At 46.6% G+C, this 18,673-nt stretch carries 13 protein-coding genes; 1 reads left to right on the forward strand and 12 read right to left on the reverse strand.

The genetic code is table 11. The features are described 5' to 3' along the window. Positions 1–2: 2 nt before the first annotated feature. From KB449_RS20715 to KB449_RS20730, 5 genes are all read right to left on the reverse strand, one after another. Positions 3–1,523, reverse strand: coding sequence for a hypothetical protein (locus KB449_RS20715; RefSeq protein WP_282910172.1), 1,521 nt, complete (start codon positions 1,521–1,523; stop codon positions 3–5). 93 nt (positions 1,524–1,616) lie between these two features. Then, entirely contained in the window at positions 1,617–1,919 is a 303-nt protein-coding gene (locus KB449_RS20720) for a hypothetical protein (protein WP_282910173.1), read from the reverse strand. Then, positions 1,900–2,112, reverse strand: coding sequence for a hypothetical protein (locus KB449_RS36755; RefSeq protein WP_488192480.1), 213 nt, complete (start codon positions 2,110–2,112; stop codon positions 1,900–1,902). Before KB449_RS36755 ends, KB449_RS20720 begins: the two co-directional genes overlap by 20 nt. 144 nt (positions 2,113–2,256) lie before the next feature. Then, on the reverse strand, positions 2,257–4,074 hold the full coding sequence (locus KB449_RS20725; protein WP_282910174.1) for an NHL repeat-containing protein: 1,818 nt from the start codon (positions 4,072–4,074) through the stop codon (positions 2,257–2,259). 321 nt (positions 4,075–4,395) lie between these two features. Beyond that, entirely contained in the window at positions 4,396–4,836 is a 441-nt protein-coding gene (locus KB449_RS20730) for a hypothetical protein (RefSeq protein ID WP_282910175.1), read from the reverse strand. Between the two features lie 461 nt (positions 4,837–5,297). On the opposite strand from KB449_RS20730, the gene KB449_RS20735 reads away from it, so the two are divergent. Continuing rightward, a complete protein-coding gene (locus KB449_RS20735; protein WP_282910176.1) occupies positions 5,298–5,879 on the forward strand; it encodes a stalk domain-containing protein in 582 nt (193 codons plus the stop codon). On the opposite strand, the gene KB449_RS20740 is transcribed toward KB449_RS20735, so the two are convergent. The 7 genes from KB449_RS20740 to KB449_RS20770 form a co-directional block, all read right to left on the reverse strand. Beyond that, positions 5,866–8,604, reverse strand: coding sequence for a phage tail spike protein (locus tag KB449_RS20740; RefSeq protein WP_282910177.1), 2,739 nt, complete (start codon positions 8,602–8,604; stop codon positions 5,866–5,868). The two genes, KB449_RS20735 and KB449_RS20740, sit on opposite strands and share 14 nt — an antisense overlap. A gap of 14 nt (positions 8,605–8,618) precedes the next feature. Next, positions 8,619–9,395, reverse strand: a complete 777-nt coding sequence (locus KB449_RS20745; protein WP_282910178.1) for a distal tail protein Dit — start codon at positions 9,393–9,395, stop codon at positions 8,619–8,621. Positions 9,396–9,441: 46 nt separating this feature from the next. Next, positions 9,442–13,563, reverse strand: a complete 4,122-nt coding sequence (locus KB449_RS20750; protein WP_282910179.1) for a hypothetical protein — start codon at positions 13,561–13,563, stop codon at positions 9,442–9,444. A gap of 36 nt (positions 13,564–13,599) precedes the next feature. After that, positions 13,600–14,088, reverse strand: coding sequence for a hypothetical protein (locus KB449_RS20755; protein WP_282910180.1), 489 nt, complete (start codon positions 14,086–14,088; stop codon positions 13,600–13,602). 185 nt (positions 14,089–14,273) lie between these two features. Further along, on the reverse strand, positions 14,274–15,068 hold the full coding sequence (locus tag KB449_RS20760) for a hypothetical protein (protein WP_282910181.1): 795 nt from the start codon (positions 15,066–15,068) through the stop codon (positions 14,274–14,276). A gap of 15 nt (positions 15,069–15,083) precedes the next feature. Next, positions 15,084–15,569, reverse strand: a complete 486-nt coding sequence (locus KB449_RS20765) for a hypothetical protein (RefSeq protein ID WP_282910182.1) — start codon at positions 15,567–15,569, stop codon at positions 15,084–15,086. A gap of 529 nt (positions 15,570–16,098) precedes the next feature. Next, a complete protein-coding gene (locus tag KB449_RS20770) occupies positions 16,099–18,672 on the reverse strand; it encodes an RNA dependent RNA polymerase (RefSeq protein ID WP_282910183.1) in 2,574 nt (857 codons plus the stop codon). Position 18,673 lies beyond the last annotated feature (1 nt).

Here is an 18,673-nt window from a genome sequence, read left to right on the forward strand (position 1 = left end):
CTTTAAGCCCACATTTTATAATAAAAATACTCAACACCGCTCACATCGGAGAATGAACAAATGTCAAAGGCTTCGCGATAGTAAATATCCATAGTGATCGTATTTTCATTAAATGTTATATTATTAATTTGCACGTTTACGCTAAATTCTCGCTCATTTATATAACTATTTCCTTCGAGCGGACCATCTTCATAAAAGGTGTCATTCCAATAAGCTTTATAAATATACTTATAGCCTCCGATTCTTATATAGTCATCAGGACTTTCGATTCCCCTTGCACTCAACCAAGGGCATTGAATTAGCATATATTTAGGGCTAAATGGTAGATTCTCAAATGTTAAAGTAAACTTAATATCGGTAGGCTTGTCCCCTTGCACTGGAATAGCAGTTCCGTATCCCCCACCAAACTGACCTCCACCTTGCGGCACGTCCGAACTTTCATAGGTTCCAAGAAGTCCGAAAATTTCGATATCTTTTTTGATATTTTCTGCCTTAAAATTTTCGTCAGCGAGCAAAACATACGCGTGCTCTTCGTTATTGTAGTCTTGCTTATAGAAACCTTCTTGAGGATAAACCTCAAGCGCACCTTCTTGGGCATACCACCCATTTGGGCTTTTATCCGGAGCATGCAACCGATCAATCATAGTCCCGGTCTGTAATCCAAAGTCATTCGTAAAAGTCTGATCTTGGAGGACTTGCTCAGGCAAAGCCGTTCCACCAGTGCCCTCACTTCCCTCTCCTGCTATTGAACCAATCTTGGTAGCCAGCGAATTAAATGAATCGCTGCTGCTTGCTGCTACTCCTTTGCCAGTAATAGCAGTGGCAATTGCCGATTTACCATTACTGGCAGACGTAAAAAGTTCGTTGACGGCTGAAACAAGATCTGTTTTGGCTGTAGTTTGCAGGCTGGACAGTGTTCCAATTTGACCAACTTTAGTTTTATCATTTGCTGTGTATACCTTATTGGATGTGCCATCTTTAAGAATGTCCGCAGTAACTTGGCCATTTGAATCAAGTTTAAGAATCTTGTTGGCTCCTACACCACTGTTTAAAGTAAGTTGAGGTGTGCTAGAAGGATTAGTTACAGAGATATCAGAGTTGGTTGAAGTTACGCTTGTAACAATGTCAGTGCCTCCACCTGGATTCTCGGAAGTACCACGAATTATAACGTCTTCTAAAGTTTCAATGACATTTCCATTAATCGCCTGGGTATATATTCGATTTGCTGGCAAGGAAGCTAGCCCTCGCCCCCTATAAGTTACTGTTACATTGGCACCTTCAGCATTTTGATTAAACTTAATGATTCCAGTATTATAATCCACCATATATTGGAGATTCGAAGGTATTCCTGAAATTATTTCAGAATATCCATTAATCTGAACTTTGTTCATCCTAACTGGCAACTCTTGAAGAATAACCACTCCGTTTACTACTTTGTGCGGCGAGTTGTTATATGAAACGTATGGATCGTCGGATGTACCTGCTCGCAGTTGATAAATTATTGGTTGGCTTTCTAAACTCATAAAAAAACCTCCTAAAATAAAAAATAAACCAATACAAAAATTGGTTCATAGAATGCTATTAAACGAATCCCGATATATCATCGAATTGTTTCACTATAAAATTTGATGCTTCAGATTTGTTTGATCTACTTTAGTTTTATCTGTGGCTGTGTAGGCTTTGTTTGTTATGCCGTCTTTAATAGCGTCAGCAGTCAATTGACCATTCGAATCAAGCTTCAGAATTTTATTAGCTCCTACACCGCTATTTAGAGTTAAGGTTGGTGTAGTAGTTGGGTTGGTAATTACAATGTCACTATTTGCTGATGTAACGTTTGTTACTGTTACAGATGAATTTGCACCTTCGATAATATCCGAAAGCTTCTGAATAATGTCTCCGTTAACAAAAAATACGGGCAACTGGAATATTGGCTAACCCACCACCTTTAAAAATTACAGATACGCTATTGCCATTAGCAGCACTGTTAAACCTGACAATGCCAGTGTTGTAATCTACAATGTATTGAGTCGCTGTAGGACTACCACTTTGAATCTCTGTATAACCTGTAATTTGCACTTTGTTCAAGCGAACAGGAAGTTCAAGTAGGATCACAATGCCTTCGTTACTTTCTAAGAACCATTGTATGACACATATGGATCTTCAGCAGTTCCTGCTCGTAGCTGATAAATGATTGGTTGACTATCTAAACTCATGAAAAACCTCCTAAAAAATAAAAGAACCAGCTAAATAGTTGGCTCATGGAATGCTATTTAACTCATCTCGTAATTGGTTAAAATGGCTGGCTTTAATACTAGTTGCGTTTTGCAAATTAGAGACTTCGCTTGTTCCAACAACTAATTCCAACGACCACCCATAACCCATATCGCGTAATGCCCATACAGCCTGTCTGTAAGTATTCGCTTTAAGCCTTTCTCCCACCGTTATTGCTGATGTACTCGTATTAATCATTTCCAAATATTCTCTAAAGGCATCTATCCTTGAAATAAATTTATCCCATTCAGCTTTTGTTACATGAATATTCTCACCCTGTACCTTCGGTATGTCCCATTCGAAATTGGAGGGCCTAGGGAGATCAGTTAAATTATATTTGATAAAAGATTTTAATTGATTACTACTAACATAGGCATAGGACGAACTGAATAAAACATTAGTAGCTGATGTAAGAGCATTCGGTGTGAATATTACATTCCCGTTTATGTCCCTTGTTTGAAATATATACGGATTAATATTGCTTTGCATCAAATATATATTACCATTCTTATCTGTATCTATTATATTTGGAGTAACTGTTAAGGATTTTGACCAAACACTATCAAGATCGGTATTAAATTTATAAAGTCTATTTGATAGAGTAGACCAGTTTCTAGTATTAAGTATTATTGTATTCGTAAAGCTATCGAATTTAATAGATAATAATTGCACAGTCAGAAAGCTATCAACATTAGACAAATCAACTTCTTTTAGTACTTGTCCGTTTTTATTCATTTTAGCTAGAAAAGGACGATTAGTGCTTGGTTTTTTACCATAAATATAGATATTATCGTTGCTATCTATTACGATTGAACCCATATATGTACTTTCTATTTCTCCGAAATAACTGTTTAAGAATATAGTACTACCGTCAGAGTTACTATATTTGATAAGTGTCCAAAGAGTACTACTCGCACTAGTTGAATAAATATTGTTTTCAGAATCTATAGCAATACTAGATTCTTTATATCCTGTCGACCAAAGCTTGTTACCATTTGGATCATACTTATACAAATTAATATTATTTGAAGTTATTACAAATACATTTTCATTGGAATCAATTGCGATATTTGAAATTGTTCCCTCAGTTCTTGTTAGCCAAATGATTTGCCCATTGTTATTATTGATTTTTGCAATTCCTGATATTCCATAAATATACAAATTATTATTTATGTCTGTTTTAAATCTGCTAGGAGATATAGGATAATAAAGACTATAAATTAGAGTGTTATTATTGCTTATTTTTTGAAATGTGCCAAAACCAGTATCCCCAAAATATACGTTATTATAATTATCGACTGCTAAATGAGCCGCCTGGTCAATATTATTTGAATTCGCCCAAATTTCATTCCCATTTGTGTCATATTTAATTAATGACTTTGGGGAAAGAGATGAAGAAGTAGCTGTATAAAAAATATTATTACTTCTATCAACATCAATCCAATAAGGAGAAAAAACCGACTTTTCCCATATCATCGTTCCATTAGCATCATACTTAGTTACATAACCACTTACATTCCTTGTTATAGTTATTACATTTCCCAAGGAATCAACTGCAAGATAATTTGAAATTCTTCTCGTAACATTCCACTCAATAGTGCCTGTGGGGCTTATTTTTTTTAAACCTTCATAGTTTGCGTAAATATTTCCAAGATGATCGCACTTTGCTCGTGTGATAGCTCCTGTGCTTGTACGTGGAATAGACCAAATAAGATTATCATTTGAATCAAACTTTTGGTGTTTATCTCCACTGATAAGATGATAATTGCCAAATTGATCTGTTGCCACTCCACTCGGGTACAAGGCGGCTTTCTTCCATATGATTTCACCATCCTCGGAAAATTTATAGAAGAATGAATTTGTCGCGCCGCCGCCAGGTCGTGAATATGCAAAAATGTTGTCGTTTAAGTCAATTGCACAACTCCAGCAATCACTTAATAGATTATTTGCCCATAAAATGTTTCCAGAAGGATCAACTTTAGCAATCGAGACACTTTGACTAGATATTTGATTATAAACTAAAACTAAGTTGTTTTTGGAGTCAACTGCTGCACCGCGAACAAATGCAGGTGATATATTATACCAACTCCACTGTTCTGTAAACTTTTGTTTAATACTTTCACCTCATTCCATGATGTGCTCTAAAGTCTCAAATGGACCAAAAATGTTTACTATCTCTTTTCCCTCACCAATGACCATGTAAAAATATTCCTTTTCCTTCGAGACATAACACTTTTGATTTGGGTTATGATAGTCGTTATCTCCAGCCCAATCCACGTAAATAATCTTTTCTGTGTCATCGTTGTAGTTGATCTGGATGCAAACTAAATCCTTGTGCTTTAGTTTAAGTACTTTGTCTTCTACTGGTCTAATCGGTTGCTCATTTTGTTCCCTTATCCTTTGGTAGAAATCATGTTTCTCAACCTCAAACTTGGCCATCAATTCTCGAAACGACAACTTTCTATTCTCTTCATTTTGCTTCGATCTCTTAATGAATCGTTCAGCATCTTTCCCTTGTAATGGTGGACGTTCACGAATAGATACAGAAATGCGGTTATTATGCATTAGACTTATTCCTAACCTCCAATAACTCTTCCCATCTCGAAAGTTGATCGGTTCTGTCTTTATTCCACTTCTCACTATTCAGTACTTCAGCGAAATAATCTGAGCCCATATGCATGAGATGTCATCATGGATAGATCGTGAGTATACGAAGAGAATGCAACTTCGTGTGCTTTAGAATCTGTGAGACCATACTGTTTAACTAGTTCCCGAGCAATGTTCTGCTTGAATTTAGGGAATCCACCTTCCCTTTCTTTTCTAATTTTACTTCTAAAAAGTTTAAGCTTAAGCTTAAGGATTTTCCGCATTCTATGTCTTGGTTATATCTTAATAAACACGGCACTATTAAAATTCTTTCTTCATTTAATAAAGCATTATGGTAGGACTTATAAAACGGACATATGGTAAAATAATACTTGCGACAAAATAAGTCACCGTATGCGTTTATACATAGGAGGAGAATTATGAAACAATCCATCAAATACGTATCCATATTCCTTGCAGGCGCAATCTTTGCTACAGCTAGCTCTGCATATGGTGCATCTGCTGTTCAGATGATTAAGGCATCCATCCGTGGCGATCTAAAGATTCAGGTCAATGGTAAAGCCCTTGATGCTCAACCTATCTCCTACAACAACTCAACGTATCTTCCTTTGAGGAAGGCAGGTGAAGCTATAGGAGGTCAAGTGAGCATTAGTGGAAATACTATCAGCATTGTGAGTAATAGTAAGAGCTTGAGTTCGGGAACTGCTACTGCGACAGTAGGGAGCTCCGATGTATGGTATAGCTCTACTGAAGTAGGTGCATATCTTAAGAACACTTATGATATAATAATTGCCTCTTCAACAAGTGGCTCTGATGTATTTATGAATTACAACGGAACCAAATATCCAACAAAGCGCGACATAAACTATTTCTATGATTTAGAATCCAGCACTTCATACTATTCAGAATCTTTTTGGCTACAATTCTTGAAAAAGTCTGATCTCGAATCGCTTCACAAGTTTAAAATTAATATAAAATCTAGAATAGTCACTCCCATTTAACAGATCCTGATCCATTTTGCAGAACATATTGAATTACCCATTCTTGATCGGCTATAGGCTTATTATTGAGTAGCATTCCGTTATTAGCACTAATATTAACAAGTCCAGCTTCTAGATTAATATAAGTATTGGCTTGAATATCCATACCAGAATTCTCATGCATCACAATGTTGGCTGATCCATCAAAGATGAGGCCCTTGTCGCCTTCCCCTTGAAAGCGAATCATATTTCCAACTTTGACGTCTGATTCGACATCGATAGATCCGCCTTTAATATCAATGTCTGTAGTGGTCAATTTTCCATCCATGTCGATTTTGGTTTTAGCGCTTTCCTTCTCAGATGCACCGGCGTAAAACCCAGAGTCGTCCATAATAATGGTCTCTTCTCCTGAACCAACCTTCATGGAGCCTCCGATAATTTCGGGGGCTTGTATTGTCGTATTGGCTGCAACAGCATTGGCCCTCACATTACCCTGAATGTTAACGCCAGATTCATTAACTTGAAATCCCGTACCAATGTTCAGGGATCCACCAGTGATATTAGCCTTGGTCATCGTAGCGACGCCATTTAGATCGACATGGAATGGCGCATTCTCGAATTGAGTTGACCCCACCCAGAAACCCTTATCGCCTTTAGCTTTAACCACATTGCTGCCCGATCCAATAGCTAAAGTTCCGCCAAACTCCGCATCACCTTCTGTGTTGACGTAAAACTGATTATCCCACATGCCATTCATGTGATTCTTCTTTTGAATCATGATTCCATCCGAGCCATTGATTTTGACTCTTGTCTTTTCATCAGAAAGGGTAACGGTAAGATCTATATCAGTAAAAATCGCACCGTTCGAATTTATCTCGACTGTTCCTGCGTCGTTTGTAATAAGCAAGTTCACACCCGCAATGATCTGCCCCACCAGCCGCTGCGCATAGACGCCCGAGGCATCGATCGCTGTCGACCACGTATTGCCCCCGTCGCCGCTCAGCCCGATCTTGCCATGCTGGAGAACGACGATCTTCATCGGGTCGCTAATATCCTTTAGCCAGATGCCCTGGCGGCCGATCTCCACCGTTTCGTTGTTGCTGGCCGTGATCTCCCGCTTGGTCGCATCCCAGACGCCGTCGAGCACGCTCTGAACTTCGTTCACGTCGACAGCGGCGGCATTCCATTTATAGCTGTTGCTGATGACATTGGAAGAAGTCAGGTTGTTGCGATTGTAGTCCTTCATGAAGCGGGAGGTCAGATCTTTGACGTTGCTGATCGTAAGGCTGATATCGCCATTCTCATAGTCGAATGTCATCTGGTTCATCTTGGCCTGCACATCGATGCCGATTCGCGTGTGGCGAATTGTGATGATGTCGCCCAGATTGAGCTTGTCCCACTTTTTGCTCTCAGTGACGCATTCCAGCAGATTAACGATGCCGATCTCGGCCACGATTTTCGGCTGTTTGTACTGTTCAAACTCGTCGACAAGCAGCTCCATCAGCTGCTTGTCGTCCGTAACATTGCTGTTCTCGTAGTAACCCTCGATAATATACGTGTTCCACTCGGTCAGCAGTTCGGGGCTGAAGTGCGTGGTCAATGCCAGCCCATCCTGTAGCTCCGCGATCAACGCCTCCATGGACTCAAGATTCGCCTGAGCCGCATCGACGAGCAGCTGCTGGCTCGCAATATCCGCCTGTTTGGCCGACTTCTGCTGGATCAATGAGCCGGTCGGTGCTTGTGCTGCATTGGCCACCGACAGCGAATCCTCGATGGTCTCCAACTGGACCTGCAAATCCCTCAGCACGCTCGTTTTGTCATCAACGATCTCCTGCAAGCCCGACAGCTCAGCTAAATATCCCTGATACGTCCCTTCGTTCGCTTTAAGCACCTTCGTGTAATCGAGCAGCGCATGGCACAAAGCATCGCTCATATAGTCGCTGTGTCGGATAACCGCACGGCTCTCGTCCCGCTCGAACGGATACATAAAGAAACTGTAATCCTCGATATAGTTTTGCCCGGTGATCGTCTGGCCCGTAATGTCGATGCCTTCCGCCCCGGCCGCACTGAAACGGGTGTAGAACTCGTCCGAATTCTCGGTGACCGTCGCATGCTTCAGCAGACTGCCGTAGCTGACCTCCAGTCCCTTGTTCCGGCCGTAATTGTCGAACTTATACAGATTCACCTTGCGTTGCACGGAGTCGTAGTCGATTAGAGCACCGAACGTATTGGCAATCTGCGTGACGAAGTCAAGCACATTGCCGCTGTAGTCGAACGAGCGGTACATCAAGTCAAACGCTGCATCCACATAGCCTAACGACCAGATCGTCGGGCCGAGCGCATCCTGCAGCACCTGCGAAGCCGAATGGCTGACGGCGCTGTACCGGCGAATCGTCTTGTCTGCCAGCTCGAAGGCCAGTCCGTAGGCTTCGATCGATTTGTAATCCGAGCTCTCGTCCATGCTGCTCGACGGCGTGCGGATCAGATACCATTCCTCCGTTACGCCCTGCACGAATTTGATCAAATATCGGTTTCTGGCGTGTTCGATGTTCGGGTTCGGAATGAGCCGGCTCCGCTTGTGCACGCGATGCGGCAGCCTGAAGTCGATTGTCGGGATCGCGCCGAGCTGAATCGTCCTCGTAACTCCATAGGCCTCCGTCAGCTCGCCGACGATCGTCCGGTCCGGCCTGGCGATATAAAGCCTCGGTTTGACCAGCTCGGGATAGTCTTCAATATCCAGTATCATGATGCGGTCACCTCCTACTGATTTCGTTTGAGCTGATACTTCAGCTTAAGCCTGCACTTGCCCTTGACGAGTAAATAGTTGTAGTACACGGGCAGCCTCAAGTAATCCCCGACCAAATTCCCGTAGCGATAAGTCTCGATAAGACTGGATTCAATATCCCTGGACTCGCCGTCCATCGTGACAATCTCTCCATCCACAAGATCGGTCAGCGTCGTCTCAGCACCGCCGTTCGACTGGTTTATGATGGTCACATCGCCGGCGCCGACCTTCTCGATCGTCACGATCGGCAGGCATTCCTCGTCCCCGAAGTTATTGAACGCGATGCTCGTCCCCGCAGCCGGATTGGCCGAGAGATCGTGCAGTTCCTCATACACCGGCGTATAGGAATAGGGGTCCGCGCATTCGAAGAGGAGCGTCATATAGCCGCTCCGCGCGCAGTCGTGGACAAGCTCGTTGTCCTCGACGAACAAGCCGTAGAAAATGCGGTCCGGATCGTCGGAGAACACGAGAGGCGCGTGATATTGAGGGGAATAAAGCCATCGCACCGCCTCCCGAATCCGCTCTTCATTCCACGCGTCCATAAACGCCAAGGTGATCGGGAACTTAAGGGGCTCCTTGTCGAAGCCCATGAAGTAGGGACGATCGTTGCCCCTGACTTTGTCGCTGCGAAGCGTTCGGCGTCCGACGAGCGGCTCGGACTGCAAGCCTGTGTTCAGGTTCACATTGACCAGATTAAATTCGGCCGACGAACGGCCATTGTACATTACATATTCGCTCGAACGAATGGACAAATTCGCACACCTCCTTAAGGATAGAAAAAGAGGACCCGGCGGGTCCTCAGCGCTGCTTGGTTCGAATCTTGCGTTCGATTAAATCCATGAACGATTGCGCCCCCGCTTCCCCGCCCTCGAACGTATTGCCTGAGATCGTGAAGCTGAAGTTCGTATTCCCCGCCACCGGCACGGAGACCGTAGATATAGCCGGCGAGAGACTGCCGATGATGCGGTTGGCGATATCGTTGATGAACTGGATCGGTTTGTTCAGCACGACCTCCGAATTGCGAAGAATACCCATCACTTCGTCGGACTTCAACGCCTTCTGCACCCAGGAAATTTGCGTCGTTTTGGGCTCGCCGACTTCGCCGCCGTCGTGAAAATAGGTGATGTTTTTGGCCTCATCGTAGCTGAGGTTCGCAAAGCCCCATCTCTTTCTTAGCGCTTCGGCTTCCTGAGTCAATGACTGATAGTAGGAACCGTCTTTAATCGCTTTCGACGTGCCGATCTGCTCCGCTTCATGCTTTAGCTTCAAGTACCGCTCGTAGTCCGTCTGCTTCGCAGACGCTCCCGTGCCTGAAGCAACTGCATTCATGTCATTTGCAGCGAAGGTCGTCGATGGGTTGGTGCCCAGCATATTGATGCCGTTCAACACCGCTTTGACTTTCTGAATTTCGTCCAGCTTCTGAGCGATATTTATATCGATGCTGCTGCCGATCGCATTCATGTAGGTCTGTGCATTAGCGGAAAACCCCTGCAGCGCGGACTCCATGTTGGTGATGCTGTTGTTTAGGATGGCTTCTTTCAGAGCGCGATATTGGGAATCCTGTGCAAGCTCAGTCTGCCATTTCTGATCCGCTGCCTCCTTGGCGGCATTGATCTCCTTTTCTTTATTGGCCAGCAGATCGTCGAAATTTTCTTCCCGCAATGTACGCGAACGATCTTGCTCAAGCTCGGCAATCTCTTCGTTTTTGTCCGCCAGCTGCTTGCGGATTTCAGCCTGCTTCGCTTTCCCTTCAATCGAAGAATCAAGGGAATATTTATTCAGACGATTCTGAAGCTCCTGTGCCTCTTTTTGCAGCTTGTCTCGCGAGGACTCGAAGTCTTCCGTTTTATTTTCACGGTTGAAGGCTTGTTTCTGGAGACCGATAATCTCCTTATAAGCGTCCATTTCTTTTTCGAGTGCCTTTACTGCGGCCTCTCCTTGACGCTTGTAGTGCTCTTCCACAACGCTCAGCGCATCCTCGGCAGCCTTTTTGACATCGGCCGCCCAGCTGTCTGCCGCCTGCTTCTGCGCGACTTGCAGGTCCAGGAGCTTCGCCTTTTGTTCGGTCAGATATTCGTTCACGGCCGCGATCTGTCCTTCTTCCAGACCGCCCTGCTTCAGCCTTTTTTCAGCCCAGTCGAACTCGCTCTGTACAAAGTTGACTTTGCTTTGCAACAGCGTATTTTGCTTTTCCTGCTGCGCATTGTACGCAGCCGTTCCCTTCTCGTACAGCTGCAGTGTCTTCTGTCCGGCGTCAAATTGGTCGTCCAGCGCTTCGAACCCTTTGCGTTGCTTGTCGAGGTAGGTGTTCGTGTTCTCAAGTTTTAGCTTACTCAACGCCTCTTGGGTCTCTTCAATAGAACTCTTAAAATTGAGGATCTCTGCCGCATTCGCAGACCATCCCTGCTTCACTGCGTAGAGTTGGTCGAACAAGTTTTGCGCTGCCTGCTGTTGCTCCTCAAGGGCCTCAATAGCCGTATTTTTCTGCTCGACTGTAAGCTTCTTGTCTTCGTGAACGGCTTGCGACTTCGTCGCGAATTCATTTAGATCACGCTTGAAGCCCACAGACGCCTCTCCGTCCGCGTCGAACCAATCCGAGGTGTCGAATTTGGAGTTATTCGCACGCAGATTGGTCGCCTTTTTATTCAGAGTGACTTGAGCCGCTTCAAGCGCAGCTACAGCATTCTTTTGAGCTTCCAGCTTTTTCGTCGTAAAATCAAGCGTTTTTCCGTAATCCTGCGCTTTCTCGGCTGCCTTGATCTGGCGATCCAAAGCTTCGATATTTTTGTTTCGTGCATCGAAGAGCGCGTTTAGTTCCTTGACTTCTTCCTTAGTAATGTCGAGGCTCATTATGGCGTCATCGAGTACGGGTTTGGGATCTGACGCCCCACTGCCGCCTGATCCACCTCCACCGCTACCACCACTGCCAGTCTCCATTGAATCTAACTGGTTATAGTAGAAATTTAAATGCTCGTCCTGTTCCTTTGCCATTTTTTCTCGACGAGCTTGCTCCGCTTGCTCTTTTAATATTTCTTCGTTTAGATATTTAGCGCGATCGGCAGTATAAGCCGTTTCATTATAGTTTTTAAGATTAAATGAGACTTGATCGGGATCGTACAACTTGAAATCAGGGGACCCCGGTTTAGGCGCTTCTTTTTTTTTAACAGGTCCTTGATCCTTACTGGACCCGCCTTCCCTCAAAGCTTGCTGTTCCAATTGATAAGCCTTAATACGCTGCTTGGCATTGTCGATCGCAGCATCCGTCGACAGCTTTTCATTCTTGGCATCTTCAATTGCTTTTAGCAGCTTTTCTTTGCGCAGATCCTCCAGAGCAGAGGTCTCGATCGTCCAGCCGTCGGCTGTCCGCTGAATGTGGGAAAGCAATTCGGGGTACTGTTTGATCAACTCGTCGACTGCTTGTTTACTTAATGTTTGTCCATTTTGCATGGTTGCCATCGCCTGATTCAGTGGCTCTAGCTCCTGCTTGGTTTGGCTGAATGTAGCTGCGATCTTGGCCGACTCGGCATTCAGATCCAACGTTGACGATGTACCGTATTGGATCTGATCGATATAGGCCATCAGTTGATCATCGGTCAATTGAAGCGATCTTTGAAGCTGGGTTGCTGCCCTCGAGAACGTTTCCGCCCCTATATCCGAACTGTACATTTGCTTAATAGCATTCGCTATTTCCGTTGTTTTAGTTCGGATCTCGTTCTTGTTCAAACCTTCCAGATTGAAGCCGGCGAGTAGGTTTTGAACGTTCTCTGTCACTGTTTCATCCACTTTAATGCCGTTAAGCTCCAGCGTGCTCTCAACAATATCCGCCATGTTATTTTTGATATTGGCGGCCGCTTCGGCGCTGCTTTGTTCGAGATTCAAGATGTCTAGATTAAGCTGTGCAATTTCGGCAGCGGAGAGCTTGTCATCACTTCGTTTCGCATAACCATCGGCATACCCGGATTCGACTTTTTTCCTTTTTGAATCAATCTCGCTTTGATTACCTGAAATTTTGGACAGATCGTCTTTAAAGATAGATGCTTTCTGGCCGACCGTTTTTTCATTGTTAACCTTTTCCGTCAACGCGGCCAACTTTTCCGTATAGCTGAGTTCTTGCTGAATAGCTTCTACATTTTTCAGATGGGCGTTGCCTTGCTCGTCGATGTGATCGACCAGATTGGGCAGCAGCTCAGCGATCTGATTCATCGTCTTCTGATAACGCTCGGCCTGCTCGCTATCCGCAAACGTCGTGCCATGTTTGGTAGCGGTATTCAGCTCCTGATATTGCTTAACCAATTGCTTAATCGTATCTTTATGATTCGTCCACGTCTGGGCCAGCTTCTCGATTCGCTGCCGTTCGGCTTCCATCTCTTCTTTATGTTGCTTGTGCTTTTCGATCAACGAGGTGATTCCACTGACGACAAAAGAGATAGCAAGCGACAAACCGAGCGAGAGCGTGGCTTCAAGAGCAGCAGCGGCAACTCGAACGCCAATAAGCCCTAGTCTAAGCAGGTTTAACTTTAAGGCGGTCGCTCCTGCAGCACCTGACATCGTAGTTATTTTGTTTTTCAGGGATTCGATTTGAGAATGCAATAAACCATCTTTAGGAATCAGCTTCTCAAACAATCCCTCTCCGCCCAGTCCTGCTATACCTCCAGAAAAAGAATTCAACGACGACGAAAGGTTCTCCGCAAACTTCGAAGCCGAGTCCGACGCCTCTTTCGCTTTGCCCGTCAAGGCATCCAGCTGACTTTGAATGTCCTTTAACGCGGTTAGGTTGCTCTCCACGTTCACGATCAGGCTCAGCTTCCGAAGCGCCGAGCTCTTCTCCAGCGATTTGATCGCTTCATTTATGTTCTTCAGGGACGACGCCTGGTTCAGGATCGCCGACACCTGCACGTTGAGATCGTTGGTACTCGCCATATGTATACCGCTCCCCCTCTAGTTCGTGTCCGGCGGTCAGTCGTCCGCCGGCTTGCTGATCTCCTCGCTCCGCTCTTCGCGAGACATCATCTCTTCCAGTGGCGGCGCCATGGCGCCGGCATCGCCGCTTTGCTCCATCCGCATCACAGCTTCCGTCAGCTTGTCGAGTTCTTCCTTGGGGAAGGCCCGTACGATCTCCTCCAGCAAGCCCAGATCGACGAGCTTCTCGCATAGCACGATCAGCTTCTCGACGTCCTTCGGCAGGTTCGCGAGCGACGTGAAGTGCTTGATCAGCAGCATATAATAAAGGAAGCTGACATCCTTGACGATCTCAAGCCCCAGCCCCCTTTGCTTTAATTGGGCTACCATCCCGGCGTAGTCCAGCACAAATCGCTGCATATCGGTCGCCTTGAACGCCATATGAACATCCACATAGCTGCCGTCGTGCAGCGTGACGCGTTTTAGACGCCCGAACCGCTCCCTATGCAGCTTCTGGACTTCCGTTATCTTCAATGCCTTGCTCATCTTCATCTCTCCCGAATGATTAATAGTGTTGATACGATAAAGTCTATTGCATATGAAGCGGGAACGATCCCGCGCACGCCGCCTCATTCCCCTTCAGTTGCAACAGACGGAACGCAAAGGCAAGAAGCCGGAGCGGATGATTGCGATCCGCTCCGGCTGATGCTCTGTCCTAGCCGACCCGCTCCTTAGATCAACTGCGAGCCGTCATACAGCGTAATCTTGTAAAGATCCTGCTGACCCGGACGCTTGAGAATGGAAATCGGCATCGAGTGCTCGCTCGGATCGCCGGTAGCCTGCATCTGGATGTTCCAGTTGTCCTCCATCTTGGCGGCGCCGATCTCGATCTGCGCCAGGTAGTCCTTCTGGTCGTACGGAGATTTGACGATTGCATCCAGTACGAGGCCGAACGAGCCGGCGAACTTGTCCGCGGAGATCGTGATCGTCTGCGCACCCGAGTCCGTATTGGTATTGTAGTAGGCGACGATCTTGGCGCCGTCGGCCAGCTCGCTCGCATGGAAAGACAGCACCTTAGCCGTACGGCTGTATTCGCCGGCAGCGACCGTCGAGGACGCGAATTCGATCTCTTCGCCATGCGTACCGTCTTCGTTTAGTTTAAAGACGGCGACCAGGGCGCCGCTTCCGCTCGGCGTGAAGTTCAGCGTCGCCTTGTCGCTCGACACCTCGAGCACGTCGCGCTGCTGAACGGCCTTTACGCCTTTCAACACATCGTTGCCGGTCATCATAGCCAGCGCCGCATTGTCGAACACGGCGTTCGACATCGTGATTTTGGCGTCGCGGGTCGAAGAGAAGCCGACGATTTTCGGATTGCCGCTGCCGCCGCGAGCGTATACGGTCTCGGCCGTATTTTCCAGTTGGGACGTCTTGAGATCGGACAGGTAGAAGAGCGGCTTACGCGTAGCTACGTCTACGAAGGTTGCTTTCGGTACATCGCGGATTACCCATTGATTAAGTGCTGTCATAGTTGGAACATCTCCTTATTTGTGGTCGATTATTTTAGCGATATGAAGGTCCTTCAGGTTCATCTTCTTGGCATCGATATTGCCGGTATAAATACCGAACAAGGTGTAATGAATGGAGTCCAGGTTCTCCACCCTGCGATAGCCGTCGTAAAACTGATACATCGAAAGTCGCATAATCTCATCCAACAGCGGCTTCCCCGACTTCCAGGAGAGCGCCGAGATCATGCTATGTAGATTAATGTCCGGCTTCGGTTTGGGACGCGCCTTTTTCCTGGCGAGCATCTCGGCGATCACCTTGGCCGTGACCTCGTCCGCGGGATTGTATTGGTCCTCATCTCGCTTCAGAAGTCTCACATGATTGCCGATCCTCACAACCTCCTGGATGAGGTCGAAGTTGGTCCGGTCTATGCGCGAGCCGTTGGCGAAGTAAAAATACGGATCCGCCGACGTCTGCACGTCGCACATCTCCGTCTTGGCCTTGAATACCGTGCGGAACGCCAACTCGGCTATCTGCCGGAATTCTGGATTGCAATAGCAATTTATGAAAAAGACCTCGAAATGACTTAGCTCTTTCGATAGGTCTGTCGGGAGGCTGTTCTTGTCGAACAGCAAAACGGATAACAGCTGATTATATTTACCTTCTCCCATTTCCACGACCTCGCGGACCGTCGGTGCGTACAGCGGTTCGCAATTAGGGATAGGAACAGGCAATGCGGCTAAGAGCAGCAACTCGATGTCTTCCCGGTTCACTTATCAATCATGACGACCAGTCCCTTCACAAGCATTAGAGCAGCAATGAACCCGCACTGAATTTTTTCGGAACGCGAGGGTGCCGATTCTGGCTATCGGCAGCATCCTCTTCCCATGCGGCGGCGGGTTCATGCCGTCTCCCTTAAAGACCGTTCTAAAATGGGCTTATCTGCACGAAAACCTTGATACATCAAGGATTTCTCTTCCACCCCCAGGTTTGATGCCGGCTCCTAACAGCCCCAAAACCCCGCCATATCAAGGATTACAGGATTTTCAATAATCAAACATATGTTCGCCTTTTTATTCGCATTCGTTCCCTTGTTCTTTCCCGATTGGCTTTAGCGGCACATGGCTCGCATTTCTTTTGATTACGGGACGTCTTGATCACCCGCTCGCCGCATCCCTCGCACATGATATGGCCGTCATCTAATTTCATGGACACATTCTTTTTTAGATTTCGAACCAGAATATCGCCGAAGCACGACCACAGCGTCGTTTTGTAGCTGCTTTGTTTCAATCCGTACAAATAAGCCACAAGCACATCAACGACTGCGTCGATGTCGTCATTGATCTCCAGCAGCTCCTTGCGTATTTTCATGTATAAGTAATCTTGCTGTGTGTCTTCGCCGTCTCCGGCCATTGTTTTTCCAAAGAAATGCTTTTTTAAATCGCGTTCCGCATAAGCCTTGATGATGGCTGCATCCGGTTCCCGATCCGGCTTCGACATCAGTAATCGATAGTCCAGCTTCCCGATCTGCGCTGCGGAGAACCGGATGCGGACGTTGGGAATGAGTTTGCCCAAGCGGTTGATAACGCTCTGGTTGGCAGGCTCGATCTCATGCTCTTGCTTGTCCTTGGCGTATTTAAAAAAGTGCGGAAGCTTGGCCCGCGCATAGCTCTTGATCAGTTCGTGTTTATCCTCGGGCCGCTCCAACTTATACAGTGTCTTCGCATAATCGATCGTAAAGTTGTTTTCCATGCACAGCCATTTGATCACATCGAGATCGACCGTCGGACTGTTCCAGATTTTCGTGATCTCATTGGAAATGGATCCGATATTGCCACCGGTATATGCAGCCCTGATTCCTCCATATATGCTGCGGGCATTGATCGTCTGGGCGCCTGCCTTGGCCATCTCGTAATATAGGGGAACAATGTCGCGCATTTCTCTTTCCGCTGCCTTCACCAGCGCCGGCTCGGCGCATACGAGGCTTTTGTCCCCGTCGTTGTCGAACATGAGCAGCTTGCCGATGGCATCGCGACAGCTCGTATACAAGCCTTTGGTTACAAACCATCGTTTCTTTTCTTTGTCCGACTTGTTCGTCCTTACCGCATGCTCCCGGTACATATGTGGGGCGCGCAGGCAGTCCAGCCTTGTCTCGTTGCCGTAAAGACTGCAGAACACTTCACCGTCCGCCAACAGACCCGACGGGCGCGCTTCGCCGAGAAACAAACGCTGGCAAAAAGCGTAAAGGTCGGGACAAATGTACGTATATTTGCCATCGACGTCCAGCTTCCCAGACTTGGCTGCCTTGATTTTACTCTTTTTGACCTGCTTCAATATTTCTTTGCTATACGTGTCGCTCAAGAGCTCCGGGTAGATCTCAAGCGCTTGCTGGTAGCTATTTTTGTCTTTATTCGCATCCACCACGCCCAGTACTTTTAGCATCGTTTCTTTATCCGTCCCAAGCCTGACGATGAGATCCCGGGATGCCGCGCTAAGCTCCAGGAGCTCGTCATCTGTCAGCGATGTTAAGGTCTGCAGCATTTGATAGTTAAGCTTAGCGTCGGCGAGGCGCTCCTCTTCCTCGTTGCATTTCCCCGCCCGGCAGCCATGCGTCCGATACAAACGCTGATACTGTTGCCAGGACTGATAATAGTTCCACATTTTAAACTGGCTCTTCGTAAAAATGACCTCGATGCCTTCTTTGAGAATATCCCGGCTTTGTCCGTAAATGTCCTTCACGATCCCGACGCGCATATCCGATCCGCTCTTTCGATGTTCCCGGATAAACTTATCGAACGGAAACGGAACGAGCAGTCCTTTGATCCAAGGCAGTCTGACCATCATGCTGCGCTTTTGAAGCCGGGGGAGAATCATGCCGCAGCCGTCCGTATGCGTTATGGGAATATCCAGCTCCGTCCTCTGGATCTCGTACGTGCCGATGTCGATATGATCGGCAAGGCTCCGGACCGCCGTCTCCAGATCGTCGACGACGATCGCCTTGTCGATATCGAATTCCGGCCACTCTTCCGTTGCCGTAGCGCAAAGCGCGAGATACGCCAAGTATTTGTTGCTGTTGATGCCTCCCTGACGGTTGATCGATTCCGTCGTCAGGCCGCAGGACAGCGCCATCTGATGCTGCTGCAGCAGGCTTTCCCGGATGAACAGCGTTTTTTTCGTACGAATCTGACCTGCGCTTGCGGTAAAGCACACATATTTGCTGCCTCCGTGCATGAATCCGTTCAAAATGAGATCCTCCAGGACAGCCAGATAGTACGTTTGAATAACGAACAAATCCTCGGACAGCGCATCCGGGGCAATGCCGAGCGTCCGGGTCAACGCGGATTCGAAAACGCCGATGATGTTTTTCTGCTTAAGTCCGCGGGCATCCAGTTTTCTGATGTCGACGTTCTGCGCGAACGCCTGCTTCATTTGTTCCTTCAGCCTCTTTAACCGTTTATTCGCAAAGGCAAGGCGATCTGCCGCTCGATTGCCAAGATTTTGAGCCGACTTCAAATAGGCCATGTACTTTCTTGTGCGATGCATGCGCCGACTGATGCGTTGTTCGACTGACGTATAAAAATGGCCCGTATCCAAACCGTACATATAAATTTGCCGATGTAAACTCATG

Origin of the sequence: Cohnella hashimotonis (assembly GCF_030014955.1) — a bacterium.
Classification (GTDB): Bacteria; Bacillota; Bacilli; order Paenibacillales; family Paenibacillaceae; genus Cohnella; species Cohnella hashimotonis.